A 19638-nucleotide genomic window follows, 5' to 3' on the forward strand; every position below is an offset into this window, starting at 1 on the left:
ATTGCAATTGTGTTGTTTAGCTAATCCTTTTCCTAACGCTCTAACCACCTCACCCATCTAAACCTCTAACCCCCTAACCTATCTAAACCCCTAACCTTCTACCCCCCCTTAACCCCTCTATCCTAAAACTCCATTCTCGCCATCGGCGATACTTCCTGTCCTACAAAATCTTTAACTAAAAACTTCTGGTAACCAGCAATAGCAATCATTCCGGCATTATCAGTACAATATTGAAAGGCAGGAATGTATACCTTCCATCCAAGCGCATCAGCAGTTTCCTGTAATCCATTTCTCAAGCCGGAGTTTGCAGAAACGCCGCCAGCAATGGCTACTTCATTAATGCCATATTGTTTAGCCGCTTTCTTTAACTTGTTTAGCAAAATTTGCACAATGCTGTGTTGAACAGATGCACAAATATCATCTAAATTTTCGGCAATAAAGTTTGGGTTTTCCTTTTCCTGCTTTCTTATGAAGTAGAGAATGGATGTTTTAAATCCACTAAAGCTGAAATTGAGTTCTGCAATCTGTGGTTCAGCAAATTTAAAAGCTGTAGGATTACCCAATTTCGCATGCTGATCAATTAATGGTCCGCCGGGGTAAGGAAGCTGCAAAATTTTTGCCGTTTTATCAAAAGCTTCTCCTGCTGCGTCATCAAGCGTTTCACCCACAATTTCCATGTCGAAATAATCTTTCACCAGCACAATCTGTGTATGCCCGCCAGAAACAGTAAGGCATAAAAATGGAAAGTTTGGTTTTGGATCGTCAATGAAATGGGCCAGGATATGGGCATGCATATGATTGACAGAAATTAATGGTACATTTAACGCAAGTGCAAAAGATTTCGCAAAGGATACCCCTACTAATAGGGAACCTAGCAAACCTGGCCCACGTGTAAAGGCAACAGCATTTATGTCCTGTTTTGTAACCTTTGCATTCTTTAATGCCTGCTCAATAGTTGGAACAATATTTTGTTGATGTACTCTGGATGCCAATTCGGGGATTACGCCACCATAATTTTCATGAATAGTTTGGTTTGCAATAACATTGGCCGTAATTTTGCCGTTGTTACATATAGCGACTGAAGTATCATCGCAAGAGGACTCGATAGCAAGTATAACAGACAAATTATTTAAATTTTAAGCTGCAAAATTATTAAAAAACTATTTAAAATACTCCTTTGGGTAATTGCATCAATAATTTTGCTGCTTGCGCTTATTATTTTCTCATTACAGTTTAAGCCCGTTCAGACTTATGTTGCTCAGAAAGTAGCATCATATTTATCTAAAGAGCTGAAAACTACTATCACTATTAAAAGCCTTTATATCAAGCCTTTCAAATCTGTTGTGCTCGAAAATCTGGTTGTGCTCGATCTACAAAAAGACACTTTATTGCGCACGCCTCAGTTCATGGTCGACATCAATCAATTATCTATTAATAATAAAACGATTGATATTAATACCATTCAGATTAATAATGGGCAATTTTTCCTAAAGGATTTCAAAGATAAGTCTTCTAATCTCGATTTCATCATAGACTACTTCGATTCTGGTAAACCTAAGGTAAAGAAAAAGAAAAGTAAACCTTATGATGTGAAGTTAGGCCGGCTTATTTTAAACCAATTTGCTTTTCGCTATACTAACTATGCTGCTAAAGATACTACTCAAGGCAAAACGGTAAACTTTGATAACGTTGATGTTAAAGCTTTAAGCGGGATATTTGAGGGGCTTGACATGAAAAATCACCTTCTTAAAACCAATGTTAAAAACCTGACCTTAAAAGAAAAAAGTGGTTTTTACCTTAAGAATTTAACGGCAGAAACCACCCTGGATAGTAATGCTATAGAATTGAAAAACTTGCTCTTAGTTACGAATAATAGCCACCTGACGAATTACTATCAAATGAAATATAAATCTCTCAAAGATTTTAATCATTATGTAGATAATGTGAGGATGAAAGCAGTTTTCAAAGATAGCCACCTCTCTTCCAAAGACATTGCTTTTTTTACGCCAGAACTCAATGATGTGAAACTGGAACTGGATATAGATGGTCAGATTACAGGCCTGGTGAATAACATCAGGGCAAAAAAGCTATCTATAAAAGCAGGGAAAGCCACTTATATTAAAGGAGATTTCATTCTTAAGGGACTTCCAAAATGGCGGGAAACCTTCATGGATATGAAAATTGAAATGGCCGGGACGAACAAAACCGATCTTGATGCAATTCTTGCTGGCATTACCAATAGCAAGAAAAAGGTTATTCCGAAGATTGTAAATAAGTTTGGCAACATCAATTTCAATGGTAGTTTTACGGGTTTCCAAAATGATTTTATTGCTTATGGAGAGTTTAAAACGAAGTTGGGCCGAATCGTTTCTGATGTAAATATGAAGATCGATAAAAATGACATCCCATCTTACACGGGTAATGTTAAAACATTCGATTTCAATATTGGCAATCTTATCGATGAAAAATCTTTAGGAAAAATTACTTCTTCACTTTACGTAAAAGGTCGCGGAAAAGAACTTAAAAATCTCACGGAAAAAATTAATGGTGATATAGATTATATCGACTTCAATGGTTACAGATATAGTAACGTGAAGATTGATGGGACTTTTGACAAAAAGTATTTCGATGGAAAATTAAGCATCAATGATCGGAATGTTAAACTCGTTTTTGATGGTGGTGTTAATCTAAATCCAAAACTGCCGGTCTTTAACTTCAATGCAACGATTTCGAAAGCTAAATTAAAGGCCTTGAAATTAATGAAAGATTCTTTAATGGTTGATGCCAGGTTCAGTACGAATTTCTCCGGAACGAATCTGAATAATATAAAAGGTAGTCTGTTGATTGAAAAAATTAGATTACAAAATCCGAAGGGAATATACAATGTGGATTCGGTACAACTGATGGCCGAAGGCACTGGTATTAACAGAAACCTGAATATTAAATCTGACATTTTAGATGCCAGTATTTCTGGCGAATACGACCTTAACTCTATTGCTTCTTATTATAAAGCAATAGCGAAAACGTACATCCCATCGCTTAAAGCAGACATTATAAAATATAACAATCAAATATTTAAGTTCGATCTGCGGATTAAAAAGTTTGAGCCACTGGCTCAGTTTATTGCTCCCGGACTAGAAATGGAGGAGGGCGCTACCGTGCTTGGCGATTTCGATTCGAGGAATAATACCGCCACACTTACTGGATTTGTTAAAAAACTGAAATACAATGGCATTGTGGTAAACAATATCATCCTGGATGAAAACACCACTAAAGAACAACTTCAGTTAATTATCACTTCAGATCGTGTTCAGTTAAATGATAGTTTATTTATTAAAGACGTCAACGTTTCAAACATTCTCCGCAATGATAGTCTGGCTTTTAACATCAAGATGTCTAATTCTGACGAAGTTAATCAACTGGATTTGAACGGACTCGTTGAGTTTACCAAAAACCAAGATACCACTGCCAGGTTAAGCTTATTACCCTCAATTTTAAAAATAAATAGTGAGGAATGGCGGATTCAGGAGAAAGTTAGAATTGTGCTGAACAATGGCAAAACACAGATCAGCAACTTTGATTTAACAAACGGCAACCAGCAATTAACCATTGATGGTTTACTATCGGATGATCCTAAAGACTTGCTTGAAGTTGGATTTAAAAACTTCAGGTTAAAAACACTAAATCCCTTCACAAAAGGCTTCGGCGTAAAACTTGATGGAAATGTAAATGGAGATACAAAGCTCTATGGTATCTTAAAGGCTCCAAGGGCTACCGATAATCTAAAAATCGACTCCCTCAACTTTAACGATATCTACATCGGTACGCTTAGTGATACTTCATCTTTTAACAGCGAGACAAATAAAGTTAACATCTTTACCAGGATCATTGCAGATAACACAGAGACTTTTAAACTTACAGGAAATCTGGATTTGAATGAGAAACTGATCGATATGGATGTGAAGATGAACGACAGCAAGCTTACCATCCTGGAGCCTTTCGTAAAAACATTAGTGTCTAATTTGAAAGGAAATATTTCTGCAGATTTGAGTGTTAAAGGCCCATTGGATAAGCCTGCTATTAATGGATCACTGGCATTAGACGAGGGACAGTTAACAGTTAATTACCTTAAAACAACCTATGTTATTACCGATAAGGTGAATATCGAAAACAGCGTTGTTAATCTTAAGGATTTCAAGTTACGAGATTTGGAAGGTCATCTAGCAAGTGCAGAAGGTTCGGTGGATTTGAATAACCTTAACGATCCAACGTTGGCTATCGAGGTTAAGGCCACAGATTTTATGGCGCTTAATACCACCTCGAAAGATAATTCAGTTTATTTTGGGAAAGCGTATGGTACAGGCGTATTCAGGTTTAATGGCCCTACCAGTAAGATGAAGATTGATATCAAAGCAAGAACTGGAAACGGAACGGTTTTCAACCTGCCTTTAAACAGTTCCGAAACGGTTTCAGATAAAGATTTCATCAATTTCATTAGTCGCGATTCGAGCAAGGTAGTGAAGAAAACAACCAGCTTCGATGGTTTAACATTAACTTTCAAACTTACGATAGATCCGAACACAACTGCCAATATTTTCACCACTTTAGGTAACTTGAGTGGAAAGGGTAATGCAGAATTAAACCTGAATATTAACAGTTTGGGCGATTTCGAGATGTCTGGCGATTATATTATTGAAACCGGTAGTTTCGATTTTACCGCACAAGAAGTAATTAACAAGAAATTTGAAATCAGGCAAGGTGGTACCATCCGTTGGACGGGTAACCCTACTGCTGCACAAATTAACCTAAAAGCGATTTATGCATTGAGAGCAAACTTAAATGAACTCTTTAAAGCAGCCAACCGTGATGCGAGTAGTTTGGCTAACCAGCGGGTAGATACTGAAGTTGAAATGGGACTGACAGGCCTCCTGCTACAGCCGGAAATTAAACTTGATATTAATTTCCCGTCACAACCCTCAATTAAAGAACAGCTGCAGACATACTTAAGCGATCAGAATAACCTTAACTTACAAGCCTTTAGTTTAATTATCAGACGGAGTTTTGCTTCTGGAAACGGCGGCGAATCTATCGGAAATCAATTAAGTTCTACCGCCACAAGTACGGCTACAGAACTAGTATTCAATCAGTTTAATAATGTATTATCATCGTTAAACCTGAACTTTGTAGATTTAAATGTCCGCTCATTGAACGAAGCCAACGCCTCTTTCAAATTATTTAATAATAGGTTGATCATCAATGCTGGTATCGTCGACAGAAACAGTGTAAATGATTTTAATGTGATCGACTTTTCTAACGACAATGTAGGTAGAGAGGTTGAAGCACTCTTTTTAATCAGAAAAGACGGAAGTTTAACCGTAAAAGCAGCTAACAAACCACCCACACAACAAAGTATCTTCTTAAATAGTGGGATTAGTCAGACTGCAAATGTGACTTCTTTTGGTTTGGTATATACTCAACAGTTCGATACTTTTAAAGAGTTTATTCAGAAAATTTCTGGCTCTTACAGAAGAAACTTAAAACGGAAACAAAGCGAAACACCTGTTAAAACGAATAAATCTATTAGTAAGGAAGTGATTATCAATCAAAGCAAGGGGAATCCGAGGAAGTAAACGGAGGAATCGTTGGTCGTTTTTCGTCTATCATTTGTAGTTTGGGTTCACATCCGGTTATCGTCATTGCGAGGAGGCTCCTTCAGCCGACGAAGCAATCTTACAACGATCGCTATATGAGTTAAGACTTATCTAGACGCTAACACCCAGATTTTTTATACCTTTTATTACAACGATTTTATTTCGTCCTGGCCGGACGGGCTCTCTTCTTTGGGCAACCAAAGAAGCAAAGTTGCCGGCTCGCAATTATTCATTAGTATTTATATTTTTAATGGTATTCATGAGGGCTGCGCCGTTTTTCTGTTAAAGTCAGTAGGCAGGCTGGGACAGTGCCATCCCGAAAAATTGACCATGCCGGTCTAAGAGCAAAACGAAGAAACAGTGGTCTGGCTTTGCTGGGCGGTTATAGCGATTGTCATTTCGCTAATTTATTAACCTCGGCACTATCTCCGTCATTGCACGAAGCAATCTTAATGCAATCGCTATATACATGTAGTCGTAGCGAAATGCTACAACCAGTTTTTTAAAAGATATTCTCGACACGTCGTCATTGCGAGGCACGAAGCAATCTTAATACGATCGCGATATGCGTTGAGTCCTAGCAAGACGATACAGCCAGATTTTTTATGCTTTTTATTAAAACAATTTTATTTTGTCCTGGCCGGACGGGCTCTCTTCTTTGGGCAACCAAAGAAGCAAAGTTGCCGGCTCGCAATTATTCTGTTAAAGTCAGTAGGCAGGCTGGGACAGTGCCATCCCGAAAAATTGACCATGCCGGTCTAAGAGCAAAACGAAGAAACAGTGGTTTGGTCTTACCGGGTTGCTATAGCAATCCGCTATTCCTATAATTCATTAACTTATGCATTCCCTCCGTCCTTGGAGGCAAGAAGCAATCTTAATACGATCGCGATATGCGTTGAGTCGTAGCAAGACGCTACAACCAGATTTTGGTTATAGCGATCACTCCATGCATCACGCTAAACAAACATTAATATATTACTATTCCAACCTAAGTACGCTATCCGGCCTAGCAGGATTTCGCCGAAGAGCACATTGAAATTCTTGCACAAACTTACCTGCTCCGAATGGCCAAGGAAATATGCAGCGAGGGCGGGTTTATGTAAGGGCTAAGCCTCATATTTCCGCTTTAAGAATTTTGATGCTGCTATTCAAGAAAGGATGCAAGCCTTGGCTTTTGTTTCTTTTTGCCAAGAAAAAGAAAAAAGCCCGTCTGGCTAAGACAAAGAAGATTGTTATTAATTTCTAATCAAAAAGATTTTATCTCGTCCTGGTCGGAAGGGCTCTCTTCTTTGGACAACCAAAGAAGCAAAGTTGCCGGCTCGCAATTATTCATTAGTATTTATATTTTTAATGGTATTCATGAGGGCTGCGCCGTTTTTCTGTTAAAGTCAGTAGGCAGGCTGGGACAGTGCCATCCCGAAAAATTGACCATGCTGGTCTAAGAGCAAAACGAAGAAACAGTTTTTGGCTTAGCTGGGTGGCTATAGCGATCGCCATTTCTATAATTGCATTACCTTCCGTCCTTGGAGTAACAAAGCAATCTTAATGCGATTGCCATATGCATTGAGTCATAGCAAGACGCTACAACCATATTTCCTCAACAAAAAAAGCCAGTAGCTAAACTACTGGCCGTATCTTTTTTATCATTTTCAAACTCCCAATTCCCAATCCAACTGTCAAACACAAACTGGAAATTGTTAACTGAAAACTGAACTATCCTTTCATAATCGAATGGCCCATTTTATCACGTTTTGTTTTCAAATAACGCTCATTGTGTACATTGCTTTCAATTTCAATCGGAATATTTTCAAATACTTCCAAACCATAGCCAATCAGGCCTGCTCTCTTAGTTGGGTTGTTGCTCATTAAACGCATTTTGGTAATGCCTTCAGATCTCAATATTTGAGCACCTACGCCATAATCGCGTTCATCGCCTTTGAAACCGAGTTTAATATTCGCCTCTACGGTATCAAAACCAGCATCCTGTAAGTTATACGAACGAAGTTTATTGATCAGTCCAATACCTCTACCTTCTTGATTCATATACACTACAATTCCCTTTCCTTCTTTCTGAATCATTTCCAAAGCTTTATGAAGTTGAGGTCCACAATCGCAGCGGCATGATCCGAAGATATCGCCAGTAACACAAGAGCTGTGTACACGGGCAAGAACCGGCTCATCAGCACTCCACTCACCTTTTGAAATTGCCAAATGTGTTGCATTATTATCCAACTGAGTATAAGCAGTCATTTTGAAATCGCCCCACTCTGTTGGTAAATCGATGGTTACTTCTTTTTTAATTAAACTATCAATATTTAACCTGTAAGCGATTAAATCTTCAATAGAAATTATTTTCAGCTGGTGCTGTTCTGCAATTTTGAATAGATCAGGGAGTCTGGCCATTTCGCCATCTTCCTTCAAAATTTCTACTAAAAGACCAGCAGGTTTCATTCCAGCCAAACGGGCTAAATCTACCCCTGCTTCTGTATGACCTGCACGGCGGATTACGCCACCATCTTTGGCAATAAGTGGAAAAATATGTCCTGGTCTTCCTAATTCTTCAGGAGTGGTTTTAGGATTTACCAAAGCCAGCATTGTTTTTGATCGGTCGCTTGCTGAGATTCCGGTAGTACAACCATAGCCAACAAGATCTACAGAAACGGTGAAATTGGTTTCGTAGGCTGCTGTATTTTTACCAACCATTAAATCGAGGTTCAATTCTTTACAACGCTCTTCAGTAAGCGGTGCACAAATTAATCCCCTTCCATAGGTGGCCATAAAGTTAATTACCTCAGGCGTTGCATTCTCCGCAGCGGTTAAAAAATCCCCTTCATTCTCCCGGTTTTCATCATCAACTACGATAATCACTTTGCCTGCTTTAATATCAGCAATGGCTTCCTCTATGGTATTTAGTTTTGTTTGCATTTGTTCAAGGCATATTTATCTAGCCAAATCATGTTATTTATAATTGGCTAAGATAACATGTAACAGCTTTTGCCATCACAAAGGTACAACCTTAATAGACAAAAAAAATCTTCGAAATATCATTTATAAGTAAAGGATATTGGCTGCTATTTTTGCTTAATGCGGAACAATTTAAAGAAAAGCTGTTTGTAATAATTGATGTCAAATAAGGCCGAGTCTACCGTAGCTTTATAGGTAAGAAATGCCGCGAGTGGCGACAACACAATCACCGCAATCCACATCGCAACAATTGGATTGGTAGAACCTTCTCTGGCAGATTTTTCTGCAACAGTGGTAATGATATGATAGATCAAGAAAAATGAAATCGCGATTACCACCGGCAAACCCATACCGCCTTTCCTGATGATTGCCCCAAGTGGCGCACCAATAAAAAACAACAGGATACAAGAAGCAGCCAAAGTAAACTTCCTTTGATACTCTATCCTGGTGAAAATATATTCGCCAACCAAATCGGTATGACGTGGAGCCGTGTTTGACAGGTTTTGGATCATCCCCGATACAATGTTTGAAGCGTTGTCTAAACTGGTCTTTTTCGATCCATTCGGAATATCCTTTACAATATTGTCGCTGATGACTTTTGGTGTAACTTTTAATTTGGAATACCCTTTTGCTGAATTAAATTGTTTGAAATTCGATGATGCCATTCGTACAGCATATTGGCCTAAGGTATCCAGCAGTTTAGATAACGAATCTCCTTTTTTACTGATTCCCCTTAAATTGAGCATCGGTGTACTGTTTCCAAAAGCATTGGGGTCGGTCCGGTTCATATCGAAAGATTCCAGGCTAAATCTTGGCTCAGTTTCTTTAAAACGCGTTCTATTTAAAATCTGGCGTGGATTATAGGCCCCGCTGGTACTCGCCTGTTCTTCATATTGTACGCCATCCTTTAATTTAAGGAGCAGGTACTTGCCATCCGAAGTTTTATTCATTTCGCCTTCCCTGGCCATAATAACCTTCGGAATCCCGTTGGTACCCCTGTGATCATAAATCAAAATGCCACTCAGTTTCCCATTTTCATCTTTTGAATCTACCCGGATGGAGAAATTTGGAATACTATTATTGAAAACACCTGGTTTAATTAGAAACGATAGTTTTTTATTCCGGATATCATAAAGCAACGAACTGAATTTCAGGTTCGCTTTAGGCAGCATGTAGTTAGAGAATAGAAATGAACTGATGGTAAGCAAAATGATCACCACAAACAAGGGCCTCATGGCTTTCTGAAGGGAAATACCTGCAGATTTAATGGCAACCAGCTCATAATTTTCGCCGAGGGTACCAAAAGTCATGATAGAGGAAAGCAATACCGAAAGTGGTAATGCCATGGCCACATTGGCGGCAGAGGCATAATACATCAATTCTAAAATCGTGTACCATTCAAACCCCTTACCGATTAAATCATCGATCCACTTGAATAAGAAAAACATCAAAAGAATAAACATCACTACAAAAAATGTGGCGAGGAATGGCTTAATGAATGCTTTTATAAGAAGAAGATGTATTTTTTTCACCTCACAAAGGTAAGCAATACGGTTTTAAACTAGGCACCTAAAACGCTAATCAAATAGTCAATTTGATTATCCCAGATTAATTTTTTCTCTGCTAACAGATCATCTGTTGTGAAATCGGTGATGGAAAGCGCTACGTCATTGGTAAGCTCATCCTGAACAATTTCCATCTCAAAATAACACTGAGGTTCGTCGTCCAGCCACTTGAATTTAACTAATTTGTTCTCTTTGATCGAAACCAACTTGGCTTTTAGTTGTTCATCATCCCAGGTAAATGTATAAACCTGATCGCGGAAATTTACATCATCGGCAAACCATTGCGACAAGCCATTTGGCTCACTGATAAAGCTATACAAAATTCGTGGTGACGATTTAACCTCGTACTCAAGTGTAAATTTTTTCTTCTCTGCCATGTTAATTCATTACCAGAATAAATCCGGAGCTATTTTTTTTTATTTATTTTTCTAAAGAAAGGTAATTTATTCTATATTTGCAACTCCAAAAAATAACCAACTAAATATTTGATAATATACACAAATATTTCAACCCGGCGGGGTAGCTCAGATGGTTAGAGCGCAGGATTCATAACCCTGAGGTCGGCAGTTCGATCCTGCTCCCCGCTACTGATTAAAAGCTCATCGAAAGATGAGCTTTTTTTTGTTATAGACCTATATAACAAATTACATTATATTTAATTTAACAATACTTAATGTAGAAAAGTATAAAGAAGCTACTTTTAAGTTTTTAAAGCGATTAAAACTTAAATTATATGTAGATTTCTTTTACTATTAGGCTTACAAATGATCTTAAATATTTAGCGGTATGGAAACAGAAATTAAATTGCAATACGGAAAAAAGCCTGATAAATTCAAACAAGATTATTGGGAAATGAGCCCGGAGCTTCAGGAAGAATACAAAAAATGGCAGGAAATAAATATTAGAGAAAATATATTTTCACGCAATCAGCCATTGGTTTACCGAAGAGCTTCGGATAACAAAATGATAGCAGAATATAATGACGGTAGAATAGAACTGATTGATTAGATGGCTGAAATAATTGTGATTGCCGGACCACCAGGAATTGGTAAAACCTCAGCATCAGAAACTATTTTAGTAAATGGCGAACTATATCTCAATCAAGATTATTTTTATCTAAAGTATAGAGAGCAAAATAATTCCGACCCTGACCAAGCTGGGAGTAATAAATTTAAAAAAGAAATATTTGAGGTTTTAGATACCGATAAGAATTTTGGTTATGAAACCAATCTGGGATTTAACTGGAAGTATGAAGATTTAAAACAAATAATTGCCTATAAACCAAAAAACCGCATTCAGTTACATTTATTCTTTACGGAAGATGTAAATTTATGCTGGAGTAGGGCAGATAAAAGATTTAATGCTGGAGGGCATTTTGTTTCTGACAAAACAATATTCCAAATGTACCACAACACATTTACATTACTAAAATCAAATTTGGAATTATTTAATAGATTATACCTCTATGATGTTAAACCTATTGGAGGTCCTGATTTAATACTTTCCGTTGAACATACAGGAAGGTTTCTTTTTAAAGAAAAGCAGATGCCAAATTGGGCCGCAAAAAATATCCTACCCTTTCTTGAGGAGAGGTTATCTAAACTGAAGTAAGATATAATTCCTGAACCGAATCAAGACCTATCCGCTAAAAAGAGAAGAAAATAAATTGCTTCAAAATAAAGGTTTTAACGGTGGGAACTTTTCAATATCTAACCATAAACAATAATACGACTTCCTTAAAAACGAATTGCAACCAAAAAGCGAATAAAAATCCTCTATATAATTATTCTACAACGCAATTCCTACTCTTAAAAAGATTTATCAAATTTCCAATTCCTGCAAATCAGCCAAGAAAAAGTTCGAAATTTATCCAGTAACGGCTACTGATTAAAAGCTCATCGAACGATGAGCTTTTTTTGTTATATGCCTATGATTATATTTGCTTTTGATCTTAGCCGGACGCTAAGACTAGATGAGGATAATAGCTTTGATACAAACCCAATCCAAACAATAAAATGATCAAACTTATAATATAAAACAACGCAGGTGAACGAATCTATCGATCATTCCTCAGCTGATTTCAAACTACTATCTATTTATCACTAAGCTATTATCAAACTATTGGTTAAAAAAACTGTTATTCACCCATCTAAGAGTTTTGATTTGAACCTCAACAAAAAATGAGTCCATTTAAATAAAATCTGATACACCAATAATCGCTTATTAACAATAATTGAGCTGATAATGGGAATTAAGATGAATGATTTGGGATCATGAAACTAAATTGAAATCAAAATTTCTTCAGGTTCCAAACTATTTATTAAATCATCATCTATTAAAAAATTAAAGAAATGAGACTATTTTTATTTTGTGCTATTTTTTGCTTAGCCACTCCTTTTTACACAAAGGCGCAGGGAACTGCCGATATTGTACAAACACTGGAACAAAAATATAATTGGTCTAGAGCCAAGGTTATACAAGAAAGCGTCACTATTAATGGTCCTTCGGAAATGTTTACCCGGATTCTGTCTGATAAGCGCGCTTTTGACATTTCAACTTTTTCTTATTTAAGCTCATACCTGGGTAAGTATTTTGATAAAGTTTATGGCACTGATATATTAAACTCAGCAGAAAAAACAGCCGTAAATACAACACCCGAACAAAAAGCTGCATGTGCTAAAGAAATTTCCAAAATCAAGGGCAAGTTACATATCACCTTAAATGCAAATGGTTATAAATTAACAGATAATAGCTACGAACTCAGCATGACAACCTTAACCACAATAGGAGAATTTCTGAATCCTGAAAGAGGCGTTGGAGTTGCGTTAGGATGGAGACCAATTGCGAATAAAGTTGCTATAACTATTAATACGCTAAACAAAACCGGGCAACCTCTAGTGAAGTGGAGCAAAGACTTTAGCACTTGTACAATAGATCTGCCTATAGTAGGAGACACTAATTATTCGAGTATAATCTTAGCGGGTTTGAAAAAGGGCGGAAAAATTTAGCATAACTGTTCTGATACGTTGTTGATAAGCTTGTAGGAGATTTATACCTTGCCATGGGAAAACAAAACTCAGGCAATAGAATCATTTAAAAAAGCCCTGACGCTAAAAGAAATTCCGGAAACAAAAGAAAAGTTAAAAACCTTGTTGCAAGAAAAGAAATAAACGATATATCATAGGGCTTAGCAAAAATGTTAAGCCCTATCGTTTTGCATCTTACCGGGTGGCAACTACCAGCCGAAACGGAGTACATACTTTGGAGCGAAAGATTTGGGCACTTAGCATTTTAAAAATCTTTTTTCTTTCTATACAGCCCCTCAACTTTATTAGCTATCGCTTTCTCAAAATTAACCACAGCTTCACAATTCACATAAAGGTTAGACCTATTGAAGCTTAACTTTATTGATTAAAAGCTATCGAAAGATGGGCTTTTTTTTTGTTTAAGGGGTAGTTTGTTTGCACATGTGGCAGGCTTGTTAGCAAGGGCATGTTTTTTTTATAAATCTTAAATTATTTAAACTGGCAAATGGAATAGCTGAACTGCAAGCATCACTTCACGGCCTCGGTCCCCATTAAGATGAAAACGATAGTTAAACCAGTTCTCATCTGACTTACCAACGAATCTCAGGTAATTAGTGTGCTTTTTGGTACTTTCCTCTATTTTTGACAAAACTGCTGAAATGTCTTTTTGCCTTGCAAAAATCACTACTGATGCTTTGGTGTCTCTCCAGGTAAGATAAGCCAATAATTGGTCAATTGTCATGAGATAATTCTTCTCCCCGCTCCAGAATTTACATTCAGCAATAAAAACTACCGCGCTATCATATCGCAGCTGTATATCCGTTTTCCCGGATTTATTAAAGGTTTCTCCACTTGCACTACCAAACTCAAAATTTGGATCTAGAGTCATTAGAATGTGATCTCTCAAATCCTCCTCTCCCTTATCTTTATAAACGCTAGGCATCCTTTCGAAATTTCGTCCGACATCATTAATCAATTTTAAAATTTTATGGTATGTAGGATTGTCTAATGTTGGTTCTGGCTTGTAGCCATGTTCATAAACTACTGGTTTCAAAACGATCTTTTCTCGAAGTTCAGGCTTAGGAACGGCAAAGGTAGCTGAAACATTTTCCTTTTTCCTCAGAGGCACGCCGAGCGAGGAGAGTAGACTTTTTTTACTAAGAATCTTGCCTTTTCTTTCGTCGAAAACTGATCTAATTTGTCTTTTTAAGGAACTGTTAAAACTTTCGACATCAGCAATTAAGCCGTTATAATTTGAATGGAGACCATTAACTTCCGCATGAAATTTTTGATTAAGTTCCTCTGAATCATTACGAAAATTAATAAATTCAACTAGGATAGAATCACCTTTAATTTCAAAATCTCCGCTTCCGCCAAAATAAAATGTGGTTGCAGGGCTATATTTGAGTAAGCCGATATTCCCAGAAACGGCGATGAAAAATTGTATAACTTCCTTTTTGTAACTCTTGCCCTGATACACGTGAAAGTCCCCAGGAAAATATTCCGCAGGTATGTCAGCTTCATAACTATCAGCAGATACCTGATCAAAATGGATTTGAGGAGGATTTATTTTATGTTTGGCTTCAATATGTTCGATATAATCGTTCTCATTCACATTCAATATAAAATCTTCCCGTTCACCTTCGATGGTTGTTTTGATTGCGTTATGCACTTTTTCGAAAACTTCAGAAATTCTACCCCCATGAAAAATAGTTGATGTGCGCCTGCTATACATGTGATACCCTATTTATTTTCAACTTTAAGTTTAGCCAGTTTTTTGATTTTCTTTATATAGGGCTCCCAGTTTTTCAAATCATTATTTGGGTTATTGCTATCACTATAAAACCAAATTCGGGTGATTTCTCCAGAATCATCCCTTTCTATACTATCAGATTCATCGGCCAATTCATGCAAAAGCTTCTCTGATAAACCCTTGTAGAAGGAACTTATCTTTTGAATTTCCTCAACTGTGGATGAATTGAAGGCGGTATGATCTTTCTTATGCCAACCTAGCGGCATGTATTCTCTATTAAATGCGTACCATCCCATTTTTGGGATGAAAGCTATCCCATAAGGGAAATTAATTCGAAAGAAGTCGGTAAGAGCCATGATTTTGATTTTACGTTTAACACAAATGTAAAAATGATAACAGCGAAGTAAATAGGTGTTGATAACTATTTAATTACCAACCTTTAATTTGGATCAGAGCTTGGGAATAACAAAGTAACTGGCTTGTCGGCCTTTATCAATTTCAATACTTACATATATCCTCCTACCATAGCTTGTCATTAAGCCAATTCCGAAAACAATTACAACTTTTTCTTTTTTCTATACTGTCCCTCAATCTTATTCTTCAATAATTTCGCAAAATTAACTACCGCTTCACAATGTTCAAAAAGGGTCGAACTTCCGCGGATTGACTCTACTGATTAAAAGCTCATCGAAAGATGGGCTTTTTTGGTTAAAGGGTTTTATTTTATGCACACGCGGCACGTATGCGCTAGCGAGTGAAGTAGAAAGTTACAAGAAGGTAATACAATAAAATTCTCTTGTCAGGAATTTATTGTTTAATATTGATCATTCATTGCCTTAGTCAAATAAAATTAACAATTTTTTACTATTCGAAATCTAGATATTTAGTTTTGAGTTATCGCCAAAAAATTCTCATTGTTGTTGTTATATCACTTGCAATTACGGTGGTTTTGTTTTTCTGCCTATCTCCGGAAGAGCGAAATTTTATTAATTTTTTAGCTATTATCGGGTTTATATTGTCTATTGTTGGGTTAATAATAGCTTATATACAAATACTTTCAATTAAAGAAATTGCAATAAATACCCAAAACAAAATCAATGAAAATATTACATTGAATAATAACATCATAATGCTTTCAGATTTATCTCGTAAGGCAGCAATGGTAGATGAAATTCAAGGCTATTTAAGAGATGATAAAATAGAAATGTGTATTTTAAGAATGAAGGATTTAAAAGTTATACTAAATAGTTTGAAAAACCAAGAACAATATAATTCACTTGTATCCAAAAGAGAATTTAAAACAGTTTTTGAAAATTTTAATATTGATTTGGATAATTTTCAAACCTTTCAACTTAAAGCAAAAGGTAAAATAGACAGATCTATCATAAGTAAAAACCTTGAATTGTTGTCTACAATATTCTTAAGTGTTGAGGTAAAATTAAAAACCACAAATCATGATTCCTGAAAAACTTAGAAAACTTATAGAGCTGTTGTTATCAAGAACAATTGCTAAGACTGCAATCTGGACTAAAGGGAGTGCAGAAAATCAATTTAAGTTATCTGTCTCTGAAGGTATGGCTATCACAATAACTTTTTGGCATGCAGATGCCAGAGAGCCGGACATGTTTGTTATTATTGTCTACAATGTCAATGGCGATCCAATAGAAACGTTTAACACGTTTCAAGATGAATCTTCACCACAAGATTTTGAATTATTAAGACAGCTGTATAAAGCAGCTAGTGACCAATATTATAAGGTTGAGGAAACTATGGATGCCTTAATTGCCTATCTCAATGGTCAAGAAATTATTGGTGAAGCAGAAAAAACACCAAATAATGATGATTTGCCATTTTAATAATGCAACATTTCGAAAATTATATAAATATCAACTGTTATTATTTGAGAATAGATTAAATAAGACTATCTAATTTCATGACCAGTAAATAGGTTTTTGCATCTTATCAATTATCTTTTATATACTAAGATTATTTCAAACAATTCATCATATTTGATGATATCCACATTTCGGTGCTTTGGCGGAATAACTAAAATGTATCTTGCTTTATTTCACGTTCACAAATATTTTTATTTCATGCTAGTGTGCGCGTGTGCACATTTGACCAGCCCCCCTCACCCCACCCCCGGCAACCCAAACCCCTCATACTCCTCAACAATTTCTTGCGCAGAAGCAATCTCACCTTCCAAAACAGAAAGTTGATGGCGGAGTAAAATCTGTTGATGAAGGCCACAAGATTTAAGTTTTTCTAAACACCTCACTTCGAGCACACCCACATAAGGGTTAGCCACTTTACCTTTCAAATTTGTTTTCAATTCGTTAAGCAAACGCCAAAGGTTACGGTTGTTGGCATAAGTTTCTTCCATTCGCGAGAGTTTCTCACGGATGATTTCATGTTGCTGTGCTGCGCGTTTCTGGTTGTAGGCCAGCTTTTTCAGCATGGCCACTAAAGCTTTCTGATCATTTAAGCTAATGCTTTCGGTTGCCTGGATCTCGGCCGAATTGTTCATCAAAATTTCAATAGTACTTAACATGCTTAATTCTTTAGGATTAAGCTCGCGCAAACCTTTTTCATGTAAACTGCCTGTGGTTTTGTTACTCCCAATCAGTTTAGCCATGTCTGTTTGTGATAAGCCGATTTGATCTCTCAATTTTTTCATATTGCGGAATTTTAATCCAAGGTACACGATTTTCGAAACAAAATTATTCGAAACATTTTTTTGTTTCGAATAATTTTGTTTCGAAATCTAGAAACATTTTTTAAAGAAACTATTTTTTGTTTCGAGATAAATGGTTTCCAATCTCACTTTTAAGAATGCCAGATGCTTTTTGAATCATATTTATTTGGAAAGCATTAACAGCAATGAACAATTCAGGTTGGTTTTTAAAGTAAAATCATTTTTTTAACGTAAATAAAATCATACAATTTAAATGTCGAAATATTTATATTTTAAAAAGTTTATTTGCTACTATTAGGAATATTTTTTATTACAAAATAAATTTTTAAACATGAATTATTCAGTATCAACATTAACGGCAGTTGCAGATTGCGACACCGTTCTGGCCCTTATCGAAAAGGAGCGGAAAGATTTATCTTTCAGGAAACTTTCTTTAGAACGCCAACAAGAAAATTATGCCACTACCACCATTGAGGTATCATCAGAAATTGAGGTAATTAATGCAGAACTTGCAGCGGTTAACACTGTAGTGGCTACCTTACCAGATGGCGACACGAAAGATGACAACATTAAGCGGCAGAAAAAATTAGAATACAATCTCTTTCTGTTAACCAACCGTAAGGCCAATTATGGCGCCATCGCCCTGCTAGAGAAAGAATTTAGTATTGCCCGTGTAATACAAGAATTAGCGGAAGCCGATGCATTTACCATAGCAGTAATTGCCCGTAGATCGAGTATCTAAAATTACCTTGTTATTGTCACATCCCATATGTACGACGATCTTCAAATAACAATCAGCTTAAAAAATAATCATCCCTAGATTTTTTTTATTACAGCGTTTGCAAACCTACCTGTTCGGTTTAGTACAATAACATATCATTCCCTTAATTAAAATTTCATACATAATATTCCTGGTCAGGTGGTGGCCCCACATTTTCAATTTTCTCTTAAAATTGAGTTATTGGTAGTTTGCAGCGACCAGGATATTTCATTTAGCAGTTAAGGGAAAGCTTAAATTAACAGCTTAAACACCTTTAAAGGAATGTACTATCACTACATCACCCGTTATTGCTACTAAAAAAAATTAGGTTCCATTTAACTGCCATTCTTCGAAAATATTTTGTGAATTAAATTTTTGTATCTACATTGCCATCGCGAAGTATTAAATAATAATTTTTTCACCCTATCAGAGTTTCATCACAACAATTCTTTTAACAATATTCCCGATCGAGAGGCAGCCCCTCATTTCAATTTTCTCTGAAAAGAGTTATTTGGTACTTCGCAGCGATCGGGATACTTTATTTAACGGTTATGCGAAGTACCAAAAGTAAAAACCCAAACCCACAGCTCCCTGTTCAGGTAGAAGCTGTAAATGAATTCCGGAAATTGATCGAAACTTATTTCGAAATGAGGAGTCTATCAGATGTTAACCGATTACTTAACGAACTGCTGCGTGCTGCCACCGGGCCAGATCCCCGTTCAGGCAAACACAAACCCATTGCCATTGCCAATGCACTTTATCACGTAAACAACATTATCAGCCTGCTTAACGCAGCAAAACCTTTGGTAAAAGAAGAGTATTTTAAGCATTACAACAAAAACCTGGAATATAACCCGCAGTCTGTTGCCAATTTTGATCTCCCGCAGTTGTCTGAATTGTTGTACTATGGTTTAAATGCCTATATTTTTCAGGAAGATGGTTATGAAGGCACCACCCTAAACTTTTCTGCCGAAATTACCAACGCCTATAAAATGATTGGTGATTGGCTGGCAGATTGCAATGCCTGGAACACAGCTTTTAAACAAAGGATTCAAATCAATTAATTTGAGTCGCTGTATCACCAACTAATAAGTTATGGCAACCGCTACACCCTTCCTTTTTTAAGGAAGGGTGCCTGTAAAGCGGGTGGTTAATTGGTTAAGAGCCCCTATCCGCCTATCGGCACCTTTCCCCGGATGGGAAAGGGCGCTGTAAAAAATTATT

15 protein-coding genes and 1 tRNA gene are annotated in these 19638 nt (G+C 36.5%); 9 read left to right on the plus strand and 7 right to left on the minus strand.

Features of this window, described 5'->3' with window-relative positions; all coding sequences use genetic code 11:
- Positions 1–122: 122 nt before the first annotated feature.
- A complete protein-coding gene (gene tsaD / locus ACN1CD_RS10090; RefSeq protein WP_419130267.1) occupies positions 123–1124 on the minus strand; it encodes a tRNA (adenosine(37)-N6)-threonylcarbamoyltransferase complex transferase subunit TsaD in 1002 nt (333 codons plus the stop codon).
- A 75-nt stretch (positions 1125–1199) separates the two neighbouring features.
- Here tsaD and ACN1CD_RS10095 point away from each other — a divergent pair, with 75 nt between their 5' ends.
- Positions 1200–5630 (plus strand): translocation/assembly module TamB domain-containing protein, encoded by a 4431-nt coding sequence (locus ACN1CD_RS10095; RefSeq protein ID WP_419130268.1) that lies wholly within the window; start codon positions 1200–1202, stop codon positions 5628–5630.
- Positions 5631–7364: 1734 nt separating this feature from the next.
- Here the strand turns inward: ACN1CD_RS10095 and ACN1CD_RS10100 are convergent.
- The 3 genes from ACN1CD_RS10100 to ACN1CD_RS10110 form a co-directional block, all read right to left on the minus strand.
- Positions 7365–8576: a bifunctional 3,4-dihydroxy-2-butanone-4-phosphate synthase/GTP cyclohydrolase II gene (locus tag ACN1CD_RS10100; RefSeq protein WP_419130269.1), complete on the minus strand. Its 1212-nt coding sequence runs from the start codon at positions 8574–8576 to the stop codon at positions 7365–7367.
- Between the two features lie 146 nt (positions 8577–8722).
- The gene (locus tag ACN1CD_RS10105; RefSeq protein WP_419130270.1) at positions 8723–10147 is read right to left on the minus strand and encodes an LptF/LptG family permease; all 1425 of its coding nucleotides are present in this window, start codon (positions 10145–10147) and stop codon (positions 8723–8725) included.
- A 29-nt stretch (positions 10148–10176) separates the two neighbouring features.
- Positions 10177–10557: an START-like domain-containing protein gene (locus ACN1CD_RS10110; protein ID WP_010600323.1), complete on the minus strand. Its 381-nt coding sequence runs from the start codon at positions 10555–10557 to the stop codon at positions 10177–10179.
- Positions 10558–10693: 136 nt separating this feature from the next.
- Between ACN1CD_RS10110 and ACN1CD_RS10115 the strand changes: the two genes are divergently transcribed.
- The 4 genes from ACN1CD_RS10115 (at position 10694) to ACN1CD_RS10130 (ending at position 13188) form a co-directional block, all read left to right on the plus strand.
- Positions 10694–10767 (plus strand) — tRNA-Met (locus tag ACN1CD_RS10115).
- A 199-nt stretch (positions 10768–10966) separates the two neighbouring features.
- Entirely contained in the window at positions 10967–11188 is a 222-nt protein-coding gene (locus tag ACN1CD_RS10120) for a hypothetical protein (RefSeq protein WP_419130271.1), read from the plus strand.
- Positions 11189–11791, plus strand: a complete 603-nt coding sequence (locus tag ACN1CD_RS10125) for a hypothetical protein (protein ID WP_419130272.1) — start codon at positions 11189–11191, stop codon at positions 11789–11791.
- Positions 11792–12531: 740 nt separating this feature from the next.
- Entirely contained in the window at positions 12532–13188 is a 657-nt protein-coding gene (locus ACN1CD_RS10130; RefSeq protein ID WP_419130273.1) for a hypothetical protein, read from the plus strand.
- Positions 13189–13699: 511 nt separating this feature from the next.
- Here ACN1CD_RS10130 and ACN1CD_RS10135 read toward each other — a convergent pair.
- Both ACN1CD_RS10135 and ACN1CD_RS10140 read right to left on the minus strand, forming a co-directional pair.
- The gene (locus ACN1CD_RS10135; protein ID WP_419130274.1) at positions 13700–14821 is read right to left on the minus strand and encodes a hypothetical protein; all 1122 of its coding nucleotides are present in this window, start codon (positions 14819–14821) and stop codon (positions 13700–13702) included.
- Positions 14822–14949: 128 nt separating this feature from the next.
- On the minus strand, positions 14950–15315 hold the full coding sequence (locus tag ACN1CD_RS10140) for a hypothetical protein (RefSeq protein WP_419130275.1): 366 nt from the start codon (positions 15313–15315) through the stop codon (positions 14950–14952).
- A 533-nt stretch (positions 15316–15848) separates the two neighbouring features.
- On the opposite strand from ACN1CD_RS10140, the gene ACN1CD_RS10145 reads away from it, so the two are divergent.
- Both ACN1CD_RS10145 and ACN1CD_RS10150 read left to right on the plus strand, forming a co-directional pair.
- On the plus strand, positions 15849–16424 hold the full coding sequence (locus ACN1CD_RS10145; protein ID WP_419130276.1) for a hypothetical protein: 576 nt from the start codon (positions 15849–15851) through the stop codon (positions 16422–16424).
- Positions 16414–16815, plus strand: a complete 402-nt coding sequence (locus ACN1CD_RS10150) for a hypothetical protein (protein ID WP_419130277.1) — start codon at positions 16414–16416, stop codon at positions 16813–16815. The genes ACN1CD_RS10145 and ACN1CD_RS10150 overlap by 11 nt, the downstream gene beginning before the upstream one ends.
- Before the next feature lie 275 nt (positions 16816–17090).
- Here the strand turns inward: ACN1CD_RS10150 and ACN1CD_RS10155 are convergent, their stop codons facing one another.
- A complete protein-coding gene (locus ACN1CD_RS10155) occupies positions 17091–17636 on the minus strand; it encodes a hypothetical protein (protein ID WP_419130278.1) in 546 nt (181 codons plus the stop codon).
- A 349-nt stretch (positions 17637–17985) separates the two neighbouring features.
- Here ACN1CD_RS10155 and ACN1CD_RS10160 point away from each other — a divergent pair, with 349 nt between their 5' ends.
- Positions 17986–18396 carry a hypothetical protein gene (locus tag ACN1CD_RS10160; protein ID WP_419130279.1) on the plus strand — a complete coding sequence of 137 codons (411 nt, stop codon included), beginning with the start codon at positions 17986–17988 and terminating at the stop codon, positions 18394–18396.
- A gap of 569 nt (positions 18397–18965) precedes the next feature.
- Positions 18966–19478, plus strand: coding sequence for a hypothetical protein (locus ACN1CD_RS10165; protein ID WP_419130280.1), 513 nt, complete (start codon positions 18966–18968; stop codon positions 19476–19478).
- Positions 19479–19638: the final 160 nt, after the last annotated feature.

This window comes from Pedobacter sp. N23S346 (assembly GCF_048515415.1).
Lineage (GTDB): Bacteria > Bacteroidota > Bacteroidia > Sphingobacteriales > Sphingobacteriaceae > Pedobacter.

Bases quoted from the DNA above. Each gene is read 5' to 3' on its own strand.
- ACN1CD_RS10100 (WP_419130269.1), bottom strand. From the start codon at position 8,576: ATGCAAACAAAACTAAATACCATAGAGGAAGCCATTGCTGATATTAAA.
- ACN1CD_RS10110 (WP_010600323.1), bottom strand. From the start codon at position 10,557: ATGGCAGAGAAGAAAAAATTTACACTTGAGTACGAGGTTAAATCGTCA.
- ACN1CD_RS10120 (WP_419130271.1), top strand. From the start codon at position 10,967: ATGGAAACAGAAATTAAATTGCAATACGGAAAAAAGCCTGATAAATTC.
- ACN1CD_RS10125 (WP_419130272.1), top strand. From the start codon at position 11,189: ATGGCTGAAATAATTGTGATTGCCGGACCACCAGGAATTGGTAAAACC.
- ACN1CD_RS10130 (WP_419130273.1), top strand. From the start codon at position 12,532: ATGAGACTATTTTTATTTTGTGCTATTTTTTGCTTAGCCACTCCTTTT.
- ACN1CD_RS10140 (WP_419130275.1), bottom strand. From the start codon at position 15,315: ATGGCTCTTACCGACTTCTTTCGAATTAATTTCCCTTATGGGATAGCT.
- ACN1CD_RS10150 (WP_419130277.1), top strand. From the start codon at position 16,414: ATGATTCCTGAAAAACTTAGAAAACTTATAGAGCTGTTGTTATCAAGA.
- ACN1CD_RS10155 (WP_419130278.1), bottom strand. From the start codon at position 17,636: ATGAAAAAATTGAGAGATCAAATCGGCTTATCACAAACAGACATGGCT.
- ACN1CD_RS10160 (WP_419130279.1), top strand. From the start codon at position 17,986: ATGAATTATTCAGTATCAACATTAACGGCAGTTGCAGATTGCGACACC.
- ACN1CD_RS10165 (WP_419130280.1), top strand. From the start codon at position 18,966: ATGCGAAGTACCAAAAGTAAAAACCCAAACCCACAGCTCCCTGTTCAG.